Origin of the sequence: Pseudopedobacter saltans DSM 12145 (assembly GCF_000190735.1) — a bacterium.
In the GTDB taxonomy this organism is placed as follows: Bacteria; Bacteroidota; Bacteroidia; order Sphingobacteriales; family Sphingobacteriaceae; genus Pseudopedobacter; species Pseudopedobacter saltans.
Genome location: NC_015177.1, coordinates 1,883,399 through 1,904,112 on the forward strand (window position 1 = coordinate 1,883,399; position 20,714 = coordinate 1,904,112).

Consider the following 20,714-nt stretch of genomic DNA (forward strand, 5'->3'; position numbering starts at 1 on the left):
GGTACGCTTTTAATGATTACCTGATTTCAGCTTTCTGCCTTTCTCGATATAGCTTTTGCCTTTCGCCATAAGCTGCTCCACATATTCATCGGTCGTCTGCACGGCGTTAGCGTTGAGCATTTCCTTGATAGCACCAATCGTATAGTAATACTGCCCGTACATTTTTGAAAAAGCTATCTGCCCGTTGGTGCGCATACGCCACAACGTTTTTTCGCTGATGTGGAGATACTGGCAGACTTCGTGGTTGTTGAGCCATAAGCTATCGTAGCTTGTATCTTCCAGTTTGAGGATATATTCGCTAATGGCTTTCAACCGTTCGTTGAGGTGCTTCCACACTTCTTCGTCAACTGTTATAATGTTCATTGCACTATTGTTTAATATTCACAGTACAAAATTCAGAAGTGTGGCAGTGTTTGTCTGCCAATGCGTACCCATTGGTTTGGCACTTTTTTTCAAATTTTTTGCAATGAGAAAAACCCTTGTTTAATAAGGGTTTTAGCGTGTTTCGGTTATTTTGTAGTAGCCTTTTGCCCATATATGCCAATTGGCATATATGGGCAAAGAAAAAGCAGTACATTTTGTGTACTGCTTTCAAACACCCGTGCTGATGTTGCTAAAGGTCTTTATCCATATACTCTTCGAGGGAAATTTTGAGCTGGTCTAAAAACACCGTTCGGGAGCCTGCCCTTGTTTTCATTCGGTGGAAAGAATGATGTATATCGTTCAAGGGCGTTCGGAAGAGGATTTGGAAAATCAATGCTAATTTCCTGATGCCTATTTTCCCGTATGCAATAGATTTGGAAACATACAGGGCGTAAATCAATTCTATCAGTGCATTTTGCGAGTTCGTCCACGAAATGTCTTTGTTTCCATCACCGTTTATTGAAATGGTATCGGGATTTTTTTCAGGGTTTATTTTGGTAAGCAAGAAAGTATAAAGTAATTCATTGGCTATAATATGGGCAACTTTGTTATCGTAATAAGTAGAAAAGCTAAGGTCAATTTCAAATACACTACTTTTTAGACCATCGTGGTAATTGATTTTTCCGAGCCTGAAATAACTGTGGTCACGGTCAGTTCTGCCTGCACGATAGTACCTGTAAAAATCCTCATTGGATATGCTTTCCTTGTATTCGGATTTCAGAATTTTCAGTTGGTTTTCAAAATAACTTTGGTGTATTCTCCCTGCACTTACGGGGCAGGTAGTTTCAATGCGGAATACCTTATTGTAATAAATAAGTTTTCCTAAAATCTGCGGTTTGATTTTCTTGAAAAAATTGATTTCCTGCCGTTCGTCCTTAAATCCGGTCTGCAAGACTTTCATCTTTATAGTAAACAGCATTTCCTTTAAGAATAAGGTCATTTGGTAAGCCTCGTCCGCAGTTTGCATCATTTGAGAAGACAATTTGTCTTCCTGGTGCTGAATTTCAGATAATATTTTGCGCAACACGATTTCCATAGCTTAGTTTGTTAGAAGTTATCACTAATTGTTTCGGATTACATCTTTACTGATTTGCCAAAACTTGGAAATATTAATGAGACCATTATCACAGAGTGCCCCCATATTGGGGAAGATTTATTTCAAATCGCTCACTATTTGATAGATATAAAAACGTAAAAAGGGTTAAGCATCTTTCGACTTAACCCTTTTTTTATTAAATTTGCAGTAATGATTTACAAGGTAATCAGATGAAAGCGAGTGCAGTAAGCACCATTACTAAATCGTTACCGATAGTACTTTCGGTTCTTGTAAACTACTCTTTATTAGCTACTTTAAGCTATTTTAATCTTTTTTTCGAAAAAAATAAAATATCAGCGTCAATAATATTAGTAGAATGCCTATAAGCGTGAATGTCAGTCCGCCTCATGGCCGGCGGCTGGCCTAGTTCTTTCCCTGAAGCTGGAAAGAACCAAAGAGCCGTGGCGTATAAGCTTTGTCGCTCCATCTGAATAAATCTTTTTTTGTCGCAATCCGGATATGTGTGAATGTTATTGCTTCGTGAAGCTTTTGCAACACATTGGATTGCTTGGCAGTGGCGTATTATTGTTTGTGCATAAAGATTTATCCGATTTTGCATCCAAATCTTATAATGCCGAGTGCGTACTATCAATGGAAGTACAAATTTGCAATGATCCTTGTAAAAATGGTTGTAGCTTAGAGCGAACTGTAAAACCGAACCTCTTTTCTTTGCTAATTGGATAGATTCTTTTCAAAAAGCAGAGTAGCAAAGGAAAGTTGGTGCGATGTCATTTTTCCCTGAGCGTAAGGCCAGAGCTAAAGCCATAAAAAGAAAATGTTTTCCTGCCTGCCGCAGGCTAGGTGTTTCTTTTTCAAAAAAGAATAAAATATCAGCGTCAATAATATTAGTAGAATGCCTATGCGAAGCGTGAATGTCAGTCCGCCTCATGGCCGGCGGCTGGCCTAGTTCTTTCCCTGAAGCTGGAAAGAACCAAAGAGCCGTGGCGTATAAGCTTTGTCGCTCCATCTGAATAAATCTTTTTTTGTCGCAATCCGGATATGTGTGAATGTTATTGCTTCGTGAAGCTTTTGCAACACATTGGATTGCTTGGCAGTGGCGTATTATTGTTTGTGCATAAAGATTTATCCGATTTTGCATCCAAATCTTATAATGCCGAGTGCGTGCTATCAAGGAATTATAAACTTGCAATGTCCTTTGTAAAAATGGTTGCACTTGGAAACGGATTGCACAACCGAGCCTCTTTTCTTTGCTCAATTGGATAGTTTTTTTTCAAAAAGCAGGGTAGCAAAGGAAAGTTGGTGCGATGTCATTTTTTTCTGAGCGTAAGGCCAGAGCTAAGCCATAAAAAGAAAATGTTTTTTGGTTCTTTTTTCGAAAAAAGAATAAAATATCAGCGTCAATAATATTAGTAGAATGCCTATGCGAAGCGTGAATGTCAGTCCGCCTCATGGCCGGCGGCTGGCCTAGTTCTTTCCCTGCAGCTGGAAAGAACCAAAGAGCCGTGGCGTATAAGCTTTGTCGCTCCATCTGAATAAATCTTTCGTTGGCGCAATCCGGATATGTGTGAATGTTATTGCTTCGTGAAGCTTTTGCAACACATTGGATTGCTTGGCAGTGGCGTATTATTGTTTGTGCATAAAGATTTATCCGATTTTGCATCCAAATCTTATAATGCCGAGTGCGTACTATCAATGGAAGTACAAATTTGCAATGATCCTTGTAAAAATGGTTGTAACTTAGAGCGGACTGCAAAACCGAGCCTCTTTTTCTTCAAAAAGGATATTCCTTATATCCTTTTTGAAGAAAAAGTTGGTGCGATGTCATTTTTCCCTGAGCGTAAGGCCAGAGCCAAAGCCATAAAAAGAAAATGTTTTTGGTTCTTTTTCGAAAAAAGAATAAAATATCAGCGTCAATAATATTAGTAGAATGCCTATGCGAAGAATGAAGCTCTTCGCCTCATTACGTCGGTTGCTACCAGCAAATATCCATTATCAACTAGATAAGTCGAATTAAAACTTGCCATCTTTCAAAGGCTGCAAAATATAATCTAATCCATTTATTTTAATTTCATAAATTGTAGCCAGTTGTTGTCCTAATCTGCCTGAGGGCCAACCTTTACTCTGCATCCATTCCAGGTAACTAACTGGCAAATTACATAGCAGGTAGTCTTTATATTTACCAAAGGGCATTTTCACTTTTACAAGCTCCAGCAGTATTTTAGAATCCATGCTCAAAATAAAGCATATTCTTCTACAACTTGATATAAATTTTGCTAATTTCCCCTTGGTATGGAAAAAGATATTTACGGAGATTTTTTAAAGGATTATCAATTTAAAGGAAATAAAATAGATACTGTGTGGCTACATAATAACTACGCAGAAGCCGAGGAAATGCCTGTGGATGTTTTTTTCAGAAAAGAATTTGAATTATCTGATTTAGAACTTCTTGCTATTCGATTGAGTAAAGGAAAGGTACTGGATATTGGTGCAGGTGCAGGTGCTATTAGCTTAGTCTTACAACGACGAGGTTTAGATGTTACCGCTCTTGAGCTATCCGCTGGGGCATGTGAAGTAATGAAAACTCGCGGAGTAAAAAAGATTATAAATACGAATATATTCACTTTCGAAGAAGAAAAGTTCGACACGCTTTTGCTTATGATGAACGGCATTGGATTTTGTGAATATCTTGATCAGGTGGAAGTATTTCTTGAACATGCAAAAAAATTGTTAAATCCGAATGGCCAAATCCTGTTTGATTCTTCGGACGTTTCTTACTTGTATGAAACTAAACCATACGACGACTCAGGCTATTTTGGAGAAATAGATTATCAATACGAGTATAAAGGAAAAAAGGGTGAATGGTTTACCTGGGTTTATATCGAACACGATCTCATGAAGGAGATGGCCGAAAGATTAGGCTACAAAATGGAAATTTTATTTGACGACGGGAATGACCAGTATCTTGCCCGGCTTACTTTGAAATGAGATTGGGGCTTAGATATGAGACGTGAGATTTGAGATATTAGATGTGAGATCTGGATGCACAACATTTTGTTATAATCCCAAGTCAGACGCCTATGGAATAAAGCATGTATCTTTAATAAAGTATGTTTAAAGTGGCTGTCTCCCATGTTTGTACCAGCAAATGTAGGAGACAGCCCCAGCCGGAAGAGATGCTCTCTTTTACTTCATCCCAATATTATAAACTACTCCCAGGGTAAATACTGTATTTCCAGCCTTCATATAGTTCCTATGAATTAATCCAATATTCATCCCGTTAGTATATTGTACCTGAAAGTTTTTCGATAATCCCATTCTCGTATAAAAAATGGGTTCTATTAACACGTTATCTTCTAAAGGATGATCCACACCATTCAGTTTAAAATTAGTCATCGAAACGTGGCTCAATCTAAGAGCTGTACCAAAATTGAGCGGATGTTTTGACCCAAACAATTTCAGATCTTTTTTCTTTTCAGACGTATAATTTACCTGAATAAAAATTTTATTAAAATCAACATCTATCAGGTCTTTTATAACCGGACCATCGTAGGTAATGTCTTTATATGTTTTGTCTGTATTTCCTTTTCCAAATCCAGCATATACTTCAAATATTCGTTTTTTATCTTTACCAAATACATCAAAGTAGCCGATACCAGCTTCCCACAACTTCTGGTCTACATCTTTTCTTGTTCCGTTAGTACTTAACGTAGAAGCATTTGCAAAGCCCGCTATATGGTCCGAAAATGAGTAAGCAATATTTCCATTTATATTTCCTCTGAGATTGATATGTCCTCCTGCATGAAATTGGCCTTGCTCTGTAAACATGGGAACTACAGGTACGTTTGGCATATACACAGTGGAACAACTGGAGAATAATAGGAGAATCAGGCTAAAAAAAAGTCCGCAATAAAGGAGTTTCATAAATATCTAAGGTAAAACCACTAGAACGTAGAAAAGGTAGATTTAATATTACAAGGGAAGAAATTCATAATAAAATAGTGCTGTCTAAAAAGTGATGGCCATACTATCAAATATTTCCAGACAGCACTTCTATTATTTTTTCTTTTTGAATTTCATTAACACTCCCAGATTCGAAGATAAACTTAAAGTACTATCCTTTATAGTGTAAGTTTCGACCTGGTCCAGAGTTTTCAAGAAGGTATGTTCGCCTATGCCTTCACAAAACATTTTAGTTAATGCGAGGCCTTTCTTAAAAGAAATTTTGTTTTCCGGTTCAGCTTTCAATTCGCCATTTAATGAGTTGCATCCGGTATTTCCGCTAACTCTGGCCTTATCCAAATCAAAAGATAAAATTGGTTTACGGTGTGGATAAAGTCCATCAAAAGTAATTCTTGGTCCTGTTATATAAAACAACTCCCATTCGCCTGCCAGTTTCGGATTTACTTTACTCCCGTTGCTTAATTCCTTCAGATTGGAACAGGAAGCAAAAAACATAGTAAGGCAGATACTGCCCAATGCTATAATTTTCCTCATTGTATTCAGTTTAGAAAAGAACAACTACAAATTAATTTTGTTCGTTTTAAGATTCAAAATGATATAAAAAGACTACTTCTCCAGTGAAAGCCGGCTTTTTCTGATCTTTTATCTCCAGTTCGATTCCAATATTCGCTTTAGTTACTCCTCTTAGATTCGCAATTCCAACTAATTTAGTCTTTAATCTCACTTCGCTGTTTACTGTCACAGCCTGCGCAAACCTTAGACTTTCGATACCGTAATTTATTTCCATCTTAAGGTTTCTAACCTCTACAATTTGTTTCCACAAATAAGGAATTAAAGAAAGTGTAAGGTAGCCATGAGCAATAGTTGCTTTGAACGGACTCTCTGTTTTCACCTTTTCTTCATCTGTATGAATCCATTGGTGATCCAATGTAGCATCTGCAAACAGGTTTATTTGCTCTTGTGTAATTTTATGATAATCAGAACATCCAAGCTCCTGTCCTAGATGTTGTGCAAATTCTTCGTAATTGTTAATTGTTAACATGAAAATATAATCCTAATTAAGGGGCCAAAGTTACAATCTATTTCTAAAATAGTGTATAGCCAATTTGACATTGGCTTTTGGAATTTAAAATTGATACTTTTGTAAAAAAGAAGCATCGATTTGTTAACGAAAAAGACTAAATATGCCGTAAAGGCTTTAATGGCCTTAGCGCGTAATGGGGAAAACAAACCAATGTTAATTGCTGAAATAGCTAAACAGGAAGGTTTACCTAAGCGTTTTCTGGAAGCAATTTTATTGGACCTTAAGCGGGGCCAGATACTGGGTAGCCGTATGGGGGCCGGAGGTGGTTACTTTTTAGTGAAGCCTGCTTCCGAGATTATGGTGGTAAACGTCATCCGTATTTTGGACGGACCAATTGCACTATTGCCATGCGTTAGCTTAAATTTTTACCAGAGATGTGAAGAATGTGTGGACGAGGTAACCTGTAGCATCAGGGAAATGATGGGGCGTGTAAGGGATGCAAGCATAGAAATTATGGGACATACTAGTATTGCAGACCTGGTTGCAAAGGAAAAAGAATTAGGAGGCAATCTATCCGAGGGATAACAACCCGAATTATAGCTGAACAGCTACATCTTATTCATAAATATAAGGTAAGGTATGAAAATATTGATTATTGAGGACGATCCGACATTAAGTAAAAACATATGTGATGCCCTCTCTGAAAATGATATTCATACAGAAACGGTTTACGATGGAATTCTCGCAGAGAAAATGCTCCGTAAAAATCAATACGATTGTATTATTCTGGATGTAAACCTTCCGGGAAAAACAGGCTTAGATCTTTGCAAAGATTTCAGGCAATACAATAAATACACTCCTATTATCATGTTGACTGCCTTTGGCGAACTGGATGATAAAGTGGCGGGTTTTAATGCGGGGGCAGATGACTACTTGACTAAACCTTTTTATATGAGAGAACTTAGTTTGAGAGTTAACTCGCTTTTGAAACGCAGTACCACACTAGGAACAAATATCGAACAGGATACCATTAAGATTGGCGATCTCATCATTGATACCAAGATAAAAAAAGTAAACAGACAGGGAAAAGATATTATCCTCACTCCACGGGAATTTCAGATACTTTTGAAATTGGTTAGTTGTCGAGGAGAACTTGTTTCTAAAAATGATCTAATAAAAGAAATCTGGGGTAACTCTGTAGATGTGAATACCAATACTATCGAGGTTTTCATCAATTTCCTAAGAAAAAAAATAGACAAACCTTTTGGACAGGAATCTATAAAAACCAAGGTTGGATATGGGTACTATTTTGAATAATGAGCATCCGTAAAAAAATACTTATCTATTTTTCAGCTGTTACAGTTATGTTGGTAGCCATTGCTCTTATGGTTATTTACATTTTGTTTTCTGAATACCGGGAAGAAGATTTTCAGCAGAGACAGAAAGAAAAAATACATCTTACCTTAAAATTCCTTGCGGAAATCAAAAGGGCAGATAAGGATATCGTTGAATATCTGGATCGAAACTCGATCAATGAAATGCTGGATGAAAAATTGCTTATTTTTGATAACAGCAAATCGCTTATTTATACCAGTGTCGACAATACAAAAATACCTTATAGTCGGGATCTACTAAATAAATTATCTGAAAGCCAGCCGTGGATTGAAACAAAAGACGGACTATACGACGTAGTTAGTATCTATCTTAGAAAAAATGACCTCGCCTATTACGGAATAAGTAAGGCCTATGACGTTTATGGTTATACGAAGCTTAACTTTTTAAAGAGTGTGCTTATAGCAACGTTCTTTCTAGTTTCTTTTATCGTTATTTTAGTTTCATTTTATCTGTCAAAAAAAATCACCAAACCGGTAAAGAGCATCACTGATAAAATAAAAAACTTCGATTTCGATCAGGAATTTCAACCATTGGTTTTCCACGAGGCCGAAAATGAGATGAGTATTCTGGCAAATCAGTTTAATTTGCTGGTGAAGCGGCTCAAAGAAGCTTTCTCTTTTCAAAAAAATGCCATTAACCACATATCTCACGAACTAAAAACTCCGATATCTATTCTTGTTTCTAATTTCGATCGGATAGAAAGAGAACAAGACCCTATTTTAAAACAGGAACTAATTGTAGGTCAAAAGGAAAGCACTAAAAACCTAAGTGAGATTATTAATCTGCTATTGGAAATATCAAAGACCGAGGCTAATCGGACACTTAATTTAAGCGAATTCAGAATCGATGAATTGATTTTTGATGTTCTGGACGAGATAGAATTGATACATCCGGAATTTAAATTACACGTAGAATATGCCGAGCTTGATAATGAAGAAAACCTGATGATTAAGGCTAACTATAATTTAATGCGTTTGGTTTTTATTAATCTGTTCCAAAATGCTGTATACTATAGTCCTGATAAAAAAGCACAGCTCAAAATTACACCTAAAGACGGGAAAGTAATCATAAGTCTCGAAAATATGGGTGAAACTATCGAAAAAGGCGAGCAACCTTTTTTATTTCAGCACTTTTTCAGAGGAAAAAACAGTTCTGGAAAAAGTGGCTTTGGCTTAGGTCTGGTATTTATCCATAAAATTCTAACGCTTCATCACGGAACAATACAATACCAGAGCACAAGACAAAACAGAAACAAATTCATTATTGTCCTTCCTTTAAGCTAACATTTATTGATTTTAAGGAGTTTTTAAGGTCGTTTTAAAGTCCTTTGCCTAATAAAACTCTTTAAAAGATGTACTACAAAACAAAAGCGGTTATAACTTTTTTATTAACCTCAATCGTTATAAGTAGTTTTGCTGCAGATCCGGTTAAGATTAATATCAGACAGGCCGATAGTATTTTTCTGGAAAAAAATTATTTATTACTGGCATCTACAATGAATATCGAGGCTCAAAAGGCCTTAATTCTGCAAGCCAAACTTTACCCAAACCCAACATTTTCACTTGGTTTCGTTGCTTATGACCCAGAAAATAAGAAGGCTCTTCACATAGGGTCTTCCGGACAAAAAACAGCTGAAATTGAACAGCTTCTGCTATTGGGTGGCAAACGAAAGGCTGAAATTGAGATGGCTAAAACCAACGCCAGTATTGCAGAAATTGAATTTCAGAAACTGGTGAGGGAATTAAGGTTTAAGCTTTATTCCAACTTATTTAACGTTGGCCAGCAAAAAAAACTACTTGCGATTTATGATGCCCAGCTTAATCTATTGGATGAGCTATTGGAATCCAATACCATTCAGGTTAGAAAAGGGAATTTACCTGCAAAAGACCTGGTAAGGTTAAAAGGTGCATATCTTAAACTGAACAATAGTAAAGCTGAACTTTTCAAAGATTATCTGAACGCACAAGGTGAATTACAAACTATTCTTCATCTACAGGATGAAATTATTTTTGACTTTTCTGATGCAGATTTTGGCAAGTATATCAAATCGATTGGTTTACCCGCTTTGACCGAGGAAATGAACAGAAACCAACCCGAACTACTTTTATTGGAAAAGGACAAAGTTCTAGCCCAACAATACCTGACCTACCAAAGAAAATTGGCTATTCCAGACCTTAGTATTTCCGCAAATTATGATCAGCAAGGCTCGGTTTTTAAAAATGAGATTGGAACCGGGATTTCCTTGAGTCTGCCTTTTTGGAACAGAAACCAGGGAAATATAAAAGCAGGAACATTTAAATTAAAAGAAAGCGAATATCAGTTTAAAGCTTTAGAAAGTGAACTGCATAACAAGCTTCGGAATTCTTATACTTTTTACCGACAGACAGTATCAGAATATCAGAAAGCTAAAAAACTTTACGATAACGATTTTGAAGAAACACTTAAAGGAATGAACGATAATTTCAAAAAGAGAAATGTTTCGATCATTGAATTTCTGGATTTTTTCGAAGCCTACAACGATGCACTAACAGAGCTGGCAAGAATTAAGACACAGCTTGTAGACAGCGCTCAGGAACTTAATTTATTAACCGGAAAAGACATTTATTAAAAATGAATATCAAAAACTATATCCAGGCATCAATTTTACTGATTGCACTCGCCTCCTGCAATTCCAAACCTGTTGAAGAGGTTAATAACGCCTTTTCTTTAAGCGACGAAATGGCTGCTCAGCTTGAATTTAAAGAAGCCAAATTAGAAAATGTCAAAAACGAAATCAGACTTTTTGGTAAAATAGACGCCGACAATAACAGGATAGCAGAAGTTAACTCTATTGTTAGCGGAGTTGTTAAAAGTATTAACGTAGGTTTAGGCGATTATGTTAAGCAAGGCCAGGTACTTGCTGTTATACAAAGTAGTGAAGTTGCTTCTTTTCAGAAAGAAAAATTAGATGCGGTAAACGATGTTGCTATTGCTGAAAAAAACCTGCAGGTAGCACAGGATCTTTTTGAAGGTAAACTGAACTCGGAAAAAGATCTGATTTTAGCTAAGAATGAACTTGCCAAAGCTAAAACAGAATTAGCCAGAATAAACGATATCCACAGTATTTACAGACTAAAGGACGGTTCAACTTACAATATTTTAGCGCCATTCAACGGCTTTATCATCAATAAAGACATTACCATTAACGATCAAATTAAATCTGATCGCTCTGAACCCTTATTCTTTATAGCAGATATTAAAGAGATCTGGGCGATAGCGAACGTAAATGAATCTGATATCGCAAAAATAAAAACCAATTATGATGTTACTATAAATACGCTGGCTTTTCCGGATCATCCTTATGAAGGAAAGATTGAAAAAATATATAGTGTGATAGATCCTGAAACGAAATCTATGAAAATCAGGGTGCGCATCCCCAACTTCGATTTTAGACTAAAACCTCAGATGAACTGTACGGTAAACGTTCGTTACGACGAAGGCAATAAAATGGTTGCCGTACCTGCAGAAGCTGTAATTTTTGATAAAAACAGATACTGGACCATGGTATTTAAAGACAAATACCATATCGAAACAAGAGAAGTAGAAGTCTATAAAAGTCTTAATGACATATCGTATTTAAGTAGCGGTGTTAAAGAAGGAGAAAAGGTTATCTCTAAAGGTGGTCTGATGATTTATAACACATTAAACGATTAAGTATGAATAGTTTCATAAAAAAAATAATAGGCTTTTCTCTAAAAAATAAGTTTTTTACATTCTTCGCCGTAACTATACTTACCTTATTGGGAATTGCCAGCTATATAAAGATACCTATAGAAGCTTTTCCTGACGTTACAAACACACAAATAACCATTGTTACTGAATGGAATGGGAGAAGTGCCGAAGAGGTAGAAAGGTTTGTTACCACTCCTATAGAAATTGCCATGAACAGCGTACAGCGAAAAACCAATGTACGTAGCATAACAATGTTCGGTCTATCTGTAATCAATATTATTTTTGAAGACGATGTTGAAGACTTTTTTGCCAGACAGCAGGTAAATAATCTTCTGGTAAATGTACAATTGCCGGAAGGTGTAGATCCTGATGTACAGCCTCCATACGGACCTACCGGTGAAATTTTCAGATATACATTAAAAAGTGATAAAAGAGATACCCGGGATTTATTAACTATCCAGAACTGGGTTATCGACAGAGAGTTGAGAAGAGTTCCTGGAGTTGCGGATATCGTAGCCTTTGGCGGACAGGAAAAAATATATGAAATTTCTGTTAATCCCTTAAAACTCCAGCAATACAACTTAACCCCTCTTGAACTTTACGAGGCTGTAAGTAAATCTAATCTGAATGTAGGTGGTGATGTAATTGAAAAAAACGGACAGTCTTATGTTGTTAGAGGTATTGGACTTATCGATAATATCAAAGATATCGAAAACACCATAGTTGATATTTACAAAGGGAATCCATTATTGGTAAAGGATGTTGCCGAGATAAAAATAGGCAGCGCTCCGCGTGTAGGACAAGTTGGTGTTAATGACAATAACGATGCTGTTGAAGGGATTGTTGTTATGAGAAAAAACGAGAATCCTACAGAAGTCTTAAAATCCGTTAAAGCGAAAATAGCAGAACTAAACGACAACATTCTCCCATCAGATGTAAAGATGGTCACATTTTATGATCGGGATAATCTGATGGCTTATTGTACGCATACCGTACTTTCCAACTTGTTAGAAGGTATTATACTTGTAACTGCCATTGTATTTTTATTTATGGCCGATTGGCGAACCACTTTGGTTGTTGCCATTGTAATTCCCCTGTCCCTACTCTTTGCCTTTATGATGCTTAAACTAAAAGGATTGAGTGCCAACCTGATTTCCCTTGGTGCAGTAGATTTTGGGATTATTATAGATGGTGCCGTCGTAATGGTTGAAGGTATTTTTGTCGCTTTAGACCATAAGGCGCATAAAATTGGAATGCCTAAGTTTAACAAACTTTCAAAATTAGGACTGATCAAAAATACGGGTGGACAAATGGGGAAAGCTATATTTTTCTCCAAACTGATTATCATATCTGCGCTTCTTCCTATCTTCTCTTTTGAAAAGGTGGAAGGCAAAATGTTTTCACCACTGGCCTGGACTCTAGGTTTTGCATTGTTAGGTGCGCTAATCTTCACTTTAACTCTGGTTCCTTTACTTTGTTCTATCCTTCTTAAAAAGAATGTGAAAGAAAAAGAGACCTTTTTTACACGCTCTATCAATAACATGATTGCCAGAGCTTTCAATTGGACATTCGCAAGAAAAAAGCTCACTTTAGCTCTAGCAGTCATAAGCTTTGTATTATCTGTTCTTTCAACAAAATGGTTAGGAACAGAGTTTCTTCCGCAATTAAATGAGGGAGCTCTTTGGGTAACTGCAGAAATGCCAATGAGTATTTCGCTTACCGAAAGCGTAGAGATGACAAGTAAACTGAGAAAAAAATTGAAGGTTTTTCCAGAAGTGCGGGATGTTTTATCCCAAACCGGTAGAAGTAACGACGGAACAGATCCTAACGGTTTCTATTTTGTACAATTTCAGGTAGATCTGGTTCCTAAAAAAGAATGGCGTAAAGGTTTTGGTCTGGAAGAAATTATTGCAGAAATGGATGCTGAGCTTTCCAAATTTCAGGGGATAACTTATAATTACTCTCAACCAATAATTGATAATGTTGCCGAGGCTGCAGCTGGTGTAAAGGCTTCCAATGCTATTAAAATTTATGGCGAGGATTTAAACAAACTGGATGAATATGCCTCGAAGGTACTGGAAGTTATCAAAGACATAGACGGAATTAAAGATGTCGGCATACTGAAAAATTTGGGACAACCCGAAATGAGCGTACATCTTGACGAAGAAAAAATGGCAATAAATGGTATAACCAAGGCCGATGCTCAGGCGGTTATAGAAATGGCTATTGGCGGTAAAACGGCTACTCAAAAATACGAAGGAGACAGAAAGTTTGATATCAGAATCAGGTATGATAAAGAATTCCGTAAAAATGAGGATGACATTTTAATGCTGATGATTCCAACGATAACCGGGAATACCATTCCTTTAAAAGAAGTTGCCAAGATAGAGCATGTTACCGGGCCAGCATTTATTTATAGGGATGATACCAAACGTTTTATTGGAGTTAAGTTTTCTGTCAGAGGAAGAGATTTAGGTAGCACCATAGCTGAAGCCCAAAAACAGGTAAAAGAAAAAATAAAACTTCCTGACGGCTATAAGATTGACTGGAAAGGAGAATTTGAAAATCAGGTTAGAGCGAGCAATCGTTTGGCACAGGTAGCTCCTTTTAGTATAGCACTGATTTTCATTCTGCTGTTTGTCATGTTTGGAAATGCAAAAGATGCAGGATATGTACTCATCAACGTTCCTTTCGCATTAGTGGGCGGGATACTGGCATTGCATTTAACCGGAATAAATTTCGGTATATCCGCAGGTGTTGGTTTCATTGCGCTTTCGGGAATTTGTATCCAAAACGGTGTGATACTTATTGCAGAAATACAGCGGCAAATTACCAAAGCGGAAGACACACTGATAGGCGTTATAAAGAAAGCCGTACATATTAGAACCAGGCCGGTTATCATGACCGCTCTGATGGCTGCAATCGGGTTGGTTCCAGCAGCAATTAGTACGGGTATTGGTTCTGAAAGTCAAAAACCACTTGCTGTAGTAATTATAGGAGGTTCTATTACCGCTACTATTTTTACTTTACTGGTTTTTCCAATTATCTATTATATGGCTATTAAGAAAAGACAAAAAAGCAAATAACTGGTTAACCTCAATTTGCTCGGGGTCTTTTATCAAAGAAGACCCCATTTAAATACTCGATCAAAGGCTGTATCAAATTAAGAACTCTCATTTTTCGTAGTATACAAAAATGTAGGATTTTTTGAGACAGCCATTTTTATTTTCGCCGTCCTATTTTTAAATAAACAAAACCAATTTTTGTGTAAAAGGTTGAATAAGTATCACAAACAAAACAATCTACTTATGCAAACCAATAGACTATCTCAGGAAATGAGCATAGCGCTCAATTCACAAGTCACATTAGAAGCATTTGCTGCCCAGGTGTATTTAATGCTATCCAGTTGGGCAGATGATGCCGGATTAGATGGCATTTCTGCCTTTTTGTTAAAACACAGTCAGGAAGAGCGTGTTCATATGGCGAAGATTATGGAATATATCCAGGAAAGAGGTGGAAAAGTAACCATTGAAGCTATACCAAAACCTGAACCCGAACCAAAAAATGCACAAGAGTGTTTCGAAACGGTTTTAAAACAGGAAATAGAAAATAGCGAAGCTATCTACAAACTGGTAGATCTTAGTATGGCAGAAAAAGATTGGGCAACTTTTAACTTTTTACAATGGCTTGTAGCCGAACAAAGAGAGGAAGAAAAACTTGCATTAACCTTATTGGATAAAGTTAATCTTGCTGGCGGAAAAGAAGCTTCTTATGCTTCTATTTATGAATTAAATAAAGATATTGGAGGTACAGGGCAAGAGTTTCCAACGGCAGATGAAGAAAATCCATTGGAATAAATATATACTAGAGCCTACAAAGGAAAGAGGTTGTTTCTCCTGCCATTTAGCGGTAAAACAACCTCTTTTTTTATATTATATATTCAATCTTCGCTGTTAAGATTGCTTTCTAACGTATTTTGTTAAAATAACAATCATCTGGCCTTCTACCCTACCTTCTATATATTCAGGATTATTCGGATCTAGTCGAATACCTTTTACCACAGTTCCTAATTTGGCACTTAATGAAGATCCCTTAACATCAAGCGTTTTTACCAATACAACCGAATCTCCATCAAAAAGCTGGTTGCCGTTACTGTCCTTGTGGATTTCGACGTCGGTATCCAAATGCTCATCACCTGCAGCTTTAGCCCACTCTAAAGTCGCATCATCCAAATAAAGGATATCCAAACTGTCTTGTGCCCAGGTTTCATTTCTTAATCTGTTCAGCATTCGCCATGCAACAACCTGCACTGCCGGTACTTCGCTCCACATAGTTTCATTTAAAACCGTCCAGTGGCCGGGTTCTAGCTGCTCGGTTTTATTTATCTGATTCAAACATTTATCACAAACTAAACATGCTGTATCTACTGTTGTAATCGATTCTGGTTTCGCTTCATAAACAGTTAGATTTTCTGTAGAATGGCAAAGTTCGCATGTCCCTCCGCTTCTCGCTATTAACTCTTGTTCTAATTTCATCTTTCTATTATAAAATTCAAATCTAACATTTAAAAGCGAGATAATCTTTGATAGAATCTCTACACATTTTAAATAATCTTTACCTTTTCGTGGCATTCAAACACGTATCTTTGCGTCCTTAATTTGTGCTCACCGTGATGTTGAAAAAAAGTTTAATCTCCTTGGCTTTCGGATCTTTTGCTATTGGGATGACAGAGTTTACCATGATGGGAATCCTTCCCGATATTGCAAAAGATTTACAAATAGATATCCCTACTGCCGGCCATTTAATTGCACTTTACGCCCTTGGAGTTGTAGTTGGTGCTCCTTTACTGGTTATGCTGGCTTCTAAATACCCGTCAAAAAAAGTATTAATAGGTTTAATGCTTCTATTTACGATTTTTAATGGTCTTTTTGCTTTTGCACCTGAACATAATTCTTTATTGATTTTGAGATTTCTATCAGGTTTGCCTCATGGTGCCTTCTTTGGTGTAGGATCGGTGGTAGCTGCAAAAATTGCCGAACGTGGAAAAGAAGCCCAGGCTATCAGTATCATGTTCACCGGAATGACCATTGCCAATTTAGCAGGAGTTCCCTTAGGGACATTTGTCGGACATCATTTTTCCTGGAGAATTTCGTATGCCGTAATAGCGCTTTTTGGTTTGGCTACTATGTTAGCGATTAAAGTTTGGCTTCCAGATGTAAAAAGCGATAGCGATACTTCTCTAACAAGCCAGCTAAAGTTTTTCAAAACCTGGAAAGCATGGCTTTTGGTTGCTGTAATTTCTGTAGGGACCGGAGGACTTTTTGCATGGCTGAGCTATATCGCTCCTTTAATGACAAATGTTGCAAAACTAAACCCAAATCAGGTGCCGGTTATTATGATTTTAGTAGGACTGGGAATGTTCTTCGGTAATCTAATTGGTGGAAAATTATCAGATACTATTGGATCTACACAAGCAGCTATTGTTTGTTTTAGTTGTATGGCAACTTCACTGGTAATCGTCTATTTTACATCACATATACCACCCATGGCTTATATGATGTCTTTTGTGACAGGAATTGTGTCTTTTACGATAGGTTCTCCTTTGCAAATGATGCTTATTGGTACCGCCAAAGGTTCCGAAACATTGGCCGCAGCGGCCGGACAAGCCAGTTTTAACATTGGAAATACATTTGGTGCTTATTTTGGAGGACTTCCTTTAGTGTATGGATTTGCCTATAATTCGCCTTTATTAGTTGGAATAGGGATGGCATTAAGCGGGGCGCTTTTGGCATTTAGCTTTTTAGTCCTCAATAAAAAGCCTCAAAATAATTAGTTTTGATTTTATGGGATATATAGAAAGCCAAACATTCGAAAATGTAGATTTCAATTCAGCAGATATAAAAGCATTTTCTGAGTATGAAAACTGCATTTTCGTGAATTGCAATTTTTATGAAACTGATATGTCCCAAATAAAATTTATGGAATGCGAATTTATCGGATGTAATTTGAGTATGGCCAAAACCTTGGATACTGCATTTAGAGAGGTCCGTTTTAAAGGTTGCAAAATGCTGGGATTACGTTTCGATAACTGCAATGCTTTTGGTTTGTCTTTTGATTTTGACAATTGCAATTTAAGCCACTCCTCTTTTTTTCAAAACAAAATCCGAAAAACATCATTTTCGAACACGATTTTAGAAAATGTAGATTTTTCTCAGGGCGATTTAACCGGTTCTAAATTCGACAACTGTAATATGAATGCCGCCATTTTTGACAATACTATTTTGGAAAAGGCAGATTTTCGAACCTCATATGGTTACCAACTTGATCCCGACAATAATTATATCAAAAAAGCAAAATTTTCTATAAATGGTTTACCGGGGCTTTTAGTCAAATATAATATTGATATAGAATAAAAATCGTCGCTATCAAAAGCAAAAATTTAAGCCTTATGGATATGTCTTTCCTAATTGCCTCTCTGATATAAATCGGCATCTCATATAGTTTTTTATTATAGATATATAAAATTAATTGATTTTCACTATTGCTCTAAAAAAGATAATTTAGAGAACAATCGAATAAAATCAATTGTTGTTATTATCTTAAACTAATAAGCATAAACATGGAAAAAGAATCAAACGACATCAGCAAATGCCCATTTCACAATGGAACATTACGTAACAGCGTTGCAGGTGGAGGTACGCAAAACAGAGATTGGTGGCCAAACCAATTAAAAGTTAGCATATTAAGGCAACATGATACAAAATCAAATCCAATGGATAAAGGTTTTAATTATGCCGAAGAATTTAAAAGCTTAGACTTACAAGCTGTAAAGAGAGATTTACATGCTTTGATGACCGACTCTCAGGAATGGTGGCCGGCCGACTTTGGACATTATGGTCCGTTATTTATCCGTATGGCCTGGCATAGCGCAGGTACCTACCGTGTTCAGGATGGTCGCGGAGGCGCTGGAGAAGGACAACAACGTTTTGCTCCACTAAATTCCTGGCCAGATAACGTTAGTTTAGATAAAGCCCGTCGTTTGTTATGGCCTATTAAGCAGAAATATGGCCGTAAAATTTCTTGGGCCGACTTATTAGTTTTAACGGGAAATGTCGCTTTAGAATCAATGGGATTCAAACCCCTTGGATTTGCCGGAGGACGTGAAGACGTTTGGGAACCAAATACAGATGTGTATTGGGGTTCTGAAAAAACCTGGTTAGGTGGTGACGTACGATATGCTCATGGTTCCGAAGGTGTTGTTGAAAACCATGGTGTTTTGGTTTCTGATGATGACGCTGATGGAGATGTTCATTCACGTGATTTAGAGAATCCTCTGGCGGCGGTACAAATGGGTTTAATTTACGTAAATCCGGAAGGCCCCGATGGAAACCCAGATCCGATTTTAGCAGCCAAAGACATACGAGACACTTTTGGGCGTATGGCCATGAATGATGAAGAAACAGTTGCTTTAATAGCTGGGGGGCATACATTTGGTAAAACTCATGGCGCTGCGCCTGCAGATAATGTAGGTAAAGAGCCTGAATCTGCCGATATGGAAATGCAGGGTTTGGGTTGGCATAACTCCTACGGAACCGGAAAAGGGGCTGATACCATTACATCCGGACTGGAGGTTACCTGGACAAGCAAACCTACAGAATGGTCCAATTTATTCTTTGAATATCTGTTCGATTTCGAATGGGAACTAACAAAATCTCCTGCGGGAGCTCATCAATGGGAGGCCATAAATGCAGAAGAGATTATCCCTCATGCTCACGATCCAAATAAAAAAATTAAGCCACGAATGTTAACAACAGACCTTTCTCTACGTCTGGATCCTGAATATGGAAAAATCTCACGCCGTTTCCGAGATAACCCTGAAGAATTTGCTAATACATTTGCCAAAGCGTGGTTTAAATTAACACATCGCGATATGGGACCACGCGAACGTTATTTAGGTCCAGAAGTCCCTAAGGAAGTATTCATATGGCAAGATCCTGTTCCTCCGGTAGATCATGAGCTGATTAATGAGGCAGATATTGAATCTTTAAAACAACAGATTTTAGGATTGGGATTATCTGTCTCTGAATTGGTATCAACTGCATGGGCCTCTGCATCCACTTTCCGCGGATCAGACAAACGTGGAGGTGCAAACGGTGCCCGCATACGTCTGCAACCGATGAACAATTGGGAAGTTAACAACCCGGCACAATTGAATAAAGTATTGAGGGCTTTAGAAGGATTACAAAATCAGTTTAATGCTACAACTGGAAAGAAAGTTTCTTTGGCGGACCTGATTGTTTTAGCCGGCGCAGCCGGAGTTGAAAAAGCAGCTAGAGATGCTGGTCACCATATAACCGTTCCTTTCACACCCGGACGTACAGATGCTTCTCAGGAACAAACAGAAGTTGACTCTATAGCATACTTAGAACCTACTGCTGACGGTTTTAGAAATTACCGTAAATACAAAAACCACGCAGTTTCTACAGAAGAACTATTAATAGACAAAGCGCATTTATTGACGCTAACAGCTCCGGAATTAACGGTTTTAATAGGTGGTATGCGCGCTTTAAACACAAATTATGACGGTTCTAAACATGGTGTATTTACCGACCGTCCGGGACAACTGACAAATGACTTTTTTGTAAACTTACTGGACATGGGTACCGAGTGGAAGGCGATGGATCAATCTAAAGAACTTTATCTTGGCACTTCCCGTAAAACCGGTCAACCCAGATGGACAGGAACCAGAAACGACCTAGTTTTTGGATCTAATGCCGAATTGAGAGCTTTGGCAGAAGTTTATGCAAGCGACGATGCAAAGGAAAAATTTGTAAATGATTTTGTTGCTGCGTGGAATAAAGTAATGAATTTGGATCGATTCGATCTGAAATAGTTTATTTGGAAATATTATTCTCAAAAGAGGATGTATCGTTAATCGAGATTGTCAATTTGAGGAAAGTCGAAATGCATTTGAATCGTACAGAAATGCTTCGACTGGTTACCCGAGAATAGATTGGCGCTCAACTTAAAAATTCGACTTAGATACATCCTCTTTTTTACTTAACTTGTTTATACATCTATATTTAATTGATCCACAGCTAAAAGTGCGGGTCATTTTTTATTTAAAAGACTAATTTTCCACTA

General features: G+C 37.3%; 21 protein-coding genes. 12 read left to right on the plus strand and 9 right to left on the minus strand.

Translation table 11 applies throughout. The features are described 5' to 3' along the window. Positions 1–9: 9 nt before the first annotated feature. From PEDSA_RS08035 to PEDSA_RS08050, 4 genes are all read right to left on the minus strand, one after another. Complete coding sequence (locus PEDSA_RS08035; RefSeq protein WP_013632656.1) at positions 10–363, minus strand: helix-turn-helix domain-containing protein; 354 nt, start codon at positions 361–363, stop codon at positions 10–12. 250 nt (positions 364–613) lie between these two features. Beyond that, on the minus strand, positions 614–1,459 hold the full coding sequence (locus PEDSA_RS08040; protein ID WP_013632657.1) for an RteC domain-containing protein: 846 nt from the start codon (positions 1,457–1,459) through the stop codon (positions 614–616). A gap of 324 nt (positions 1,460–1,783) precedes the next feature. Beyond that, on the minus strand, positions 1,784–1,858 hold the full coding sequence (locus tag PEDSA_RS20575) for an LPXTG cell wall anchor domain-containing protein (protein ID WP_083811775.1): 75 nt from the start codon (positions 1,856–1,858) through the stop codon (positions 1,784–1,786). Positions 1,859–2,210: 352 nt separating this feature from the next. Beyond that, positions 2,211–2,735 (minus strand): hypothetical protein, encoded by a 525-nt coding sequence (locus PEDSA_RS08050; protein ID WP_041537015.1) that lies wholly within the window; start codon positions 2,733–2,735, stop codon positions 2,211–2,213. A 326-nt stretch (positions 2,736–3,061) separates the two neighbouring features. Here PEDSA_RS08050 and PEDSA_RS08060 point away from each other — a divergent pair, with 326 nt between their 5' ends. After that, positions 3,062–3,397: a hypothetical protein gene (locus PEDSA_RS08060; RefSeq protein WP_148233518.1), complete on the plus strand. Its 336-nt coding sequence runs from the start codon at positions 3,062–3,064 to the stop codon at positions 3,395–3,397. 93 nt (positions 3,398–3,490) lie between these two features. On the opposite strand, the gene PEDSA_RS08065 is transcribed toward PEDSA_RS08060, so the two are convergent. Further along, on the minus strand, positions 3,491–3,709 hold the full coding sequence (locus tag PEDSA_RS08065; RefSeq protein ID WP_013632661.1) for a DUF3820 family protein: 219 nt from the start codon (positions 3,707–3,709) through the stop codon (positions 3,491–3,493). Between the two features lie 60 nt (positions 3,710–3,769). Here PEDSA_RS08065 and PEDSA_RS08070 point away from each other — a divergent pair, with 60 nt between their 5' ends. After that, positions 3,770–4,465 carry a class I SAM-dependent methyltransferase gene (locus tag PEDSA_RS08070; RefSeq protein ID WP_013632662.1) on the plus strand — a complete coding sequence of 232 codons (696 nt, stop codon included), beginning with the start codon at positions 3,770–3,772 and terminating at the stop codon, positions 4,463–4,465. 198 nt (positions 4,466–4,663) lie between these two features. On the opposite strand, the gene PEDSA_RS08075 is transcribed toward PEDSA_RS08070, so the two are convergent. The 3 genes from PEDSA_RS08075 to PEDSA_RS08085 form a co-directional block, all read right to left on the minus strand. Further along, on the minus strand, positions 4,664–5,329 hold the full coding sequence (locus PEDSA_RS08075; protein WP_245546862.1) for a hypothetical protein: 666 nt from the start codon (positions 5,327–5,329) through the stop codon (positions 4,664–4,666). Positions 5,330–5,533: 204 nt separating this feature from the next. Beyond that, positions 5,534–5,974, minus strand: a complete 441-nt coding sequence (locus tag PEDSA_RS08080) for an META domain-containing protein (protein WP_013632664.1) — start codon at positions 5,972–5,974, stop codon at positions 5,534–5,536. A 46-nt stretch (positions 5,975–6,020) separates the two neighbouring features. Next, positions 6,021–6,482, minus strand: a complete 462-nt coding sequence (locus tag PEDSA_RS08085; protein ID WP_013632665.1) for a MaoC family dehydratase — start codon at positions 6,480–6,482, stop codon at positions 6,021–6,023. A 120-nt stretch (positions 6,483–6,602) separates the two neighbouring features. Here PEDSA_RS08085 and PEDSA_RS08090 point away from each other — a divergent pair, with 120 nt between their 5' ends. From PEDSA_RS08090 to PEDSA_RS08120, 7 genes are all read left to right on the plus strand, one after another. After that, entirely contained in the window at positions 6,603–7,049 is a 447-nt protein-coding gene (locus tag PEDSA_RS08090) for an RrF2 family transcriptional regulator (RefSeq protein WP_013632666.1), read from the plus strand. Positions 7,050–7,103: 54 nt separating this feature from the next. Then, on the plus strand, positions 7,104–7,781 hold the full coding sequence (locus PEDSA_RS08095; protein ID WP_013632667.1) for a response regulator transcription factor: 678 nt from the start codon (positions 7,104–7,106) through the stop codon (positions 7,779–7,781). Beyond that, entirely contained in the window at positions 7,781–9,142 is a 1,362-nt protein-coding gene (locus PEDSA_RS08100) for a HAMP domain-containing sensor histidine kinase (protein ID WP_013632668.1), read from the plus strand. Before PEDSA_RS08095 ends, PEDSA_RS08100 begins: the two co-directional genes overlap by 1 nt. Positions 9,143–9,210: 68 nt before the next feature. Beyond that, entirely contained in the window at positions 9,211–10,467 is a 1,257-nt protein-coding gene (locus PEDSA_RS08105) for a TolC family protein (protein ID WP_013632669.1), read from the plus strand. Positions 10,468–10,469: 2 nt separating this feature from the next. Next, positions 10,470–11,552 (plus strand): efflux RND transporter periplasmic adaptor subunit, encoded by a 1,083-nt coding sequence (locus PEDSA_RS08110; RefSeq protein WP_013632670.1) that lies wholly within the window; start codon positions 10,470–10,472, stop codon positions 11,550–11,552. Between the two features lie 2 nt (positions 11,553–11,554). Beyond that, positions 11,555–14,656, plus strand: a complete 3,102-nt coding sequence (locus PEDSA_RS08115; protein ID WP_013632671.1) for an efflux RND transporter permease subunit — start codon at positions 11,555–11,557, stop codon at positions 14,654–14,656. A 222-nt stretch (positions 14,657–14,878) separates the two neighbouring features. Further along, positions 14,879–15,427 carry a ferritin gene (locus PEDSA_RS08120; protein ID WP_013632672.1) on the plus strand — a complete coding sequence of 183 codons (549 nt, stop codon included), beginning with the start codon at positions 14,879–14,881 and terminating at the stop codon, positions 15,425–15,427. A 96-nt stretch (positions 15,428–15,523) separates the two neighbouring features. On the opposite strand, the gene PEDSA_RS08125 is transcribed toward PEDSA_RS08120, so the two are convergent. Beyond that, entirely contained in the window at positions 15,524–16,105 is a 582-nt protein-coding gene (locus PEDSA_RS08125) for a PhnA domain-containing protein (RefSeq protein WP_041537353.1), read from the minus strand. Between the two features lie 137 nt (positions 16,106–16,242). On the opposite strand from PEDSA_RS08125, the gene PEDSA_RS08130 reads away from it, so the two are divergent. The 3 genes from PEDSA_RS08130 (at position 16,243) to katG (ending at position 20,463) form a co-directional block, all read left to right on the plus strand. Next, complete coding sequence (locus tag PEDSA_RS08130; protein WP_013632674.1) at positions 16,243–17,403, plus strand: MFS transporter; 1,161 nt, start codon at positions 16,243–16,245, stop codon at positions 17,401–17,403. A gap of 10 nt (positions 17,404–17,413) precedes the next feature. Further along, positions 17,414–17,983: a pentapeptide repeat-containing protein gene (locus PEDSA_RS08135; protein WP_013632675.1), complete on the plus strand. Its 570-nt coding sequence runs from the start codon at positions 17,414–17,416 to the stop codon at positions 17,981–17,983. A 206-nt stretch (positions 17,984–18,189) separates the two neighbouring features. After that, positions 18,190–20,463: a catalase/peroxidase HPI gene (gene katG, locus PEDSA_RS08140; RefSeq protein WP_013632676.1), complete on the plus strand. Its 2,274-nt coding sequence runs from the start codon at positions 18,190–18,192 to the stop codon at positions 20,461–20,463. Positions 20,464–20,714: the final 251 nt, after the last annotated feature.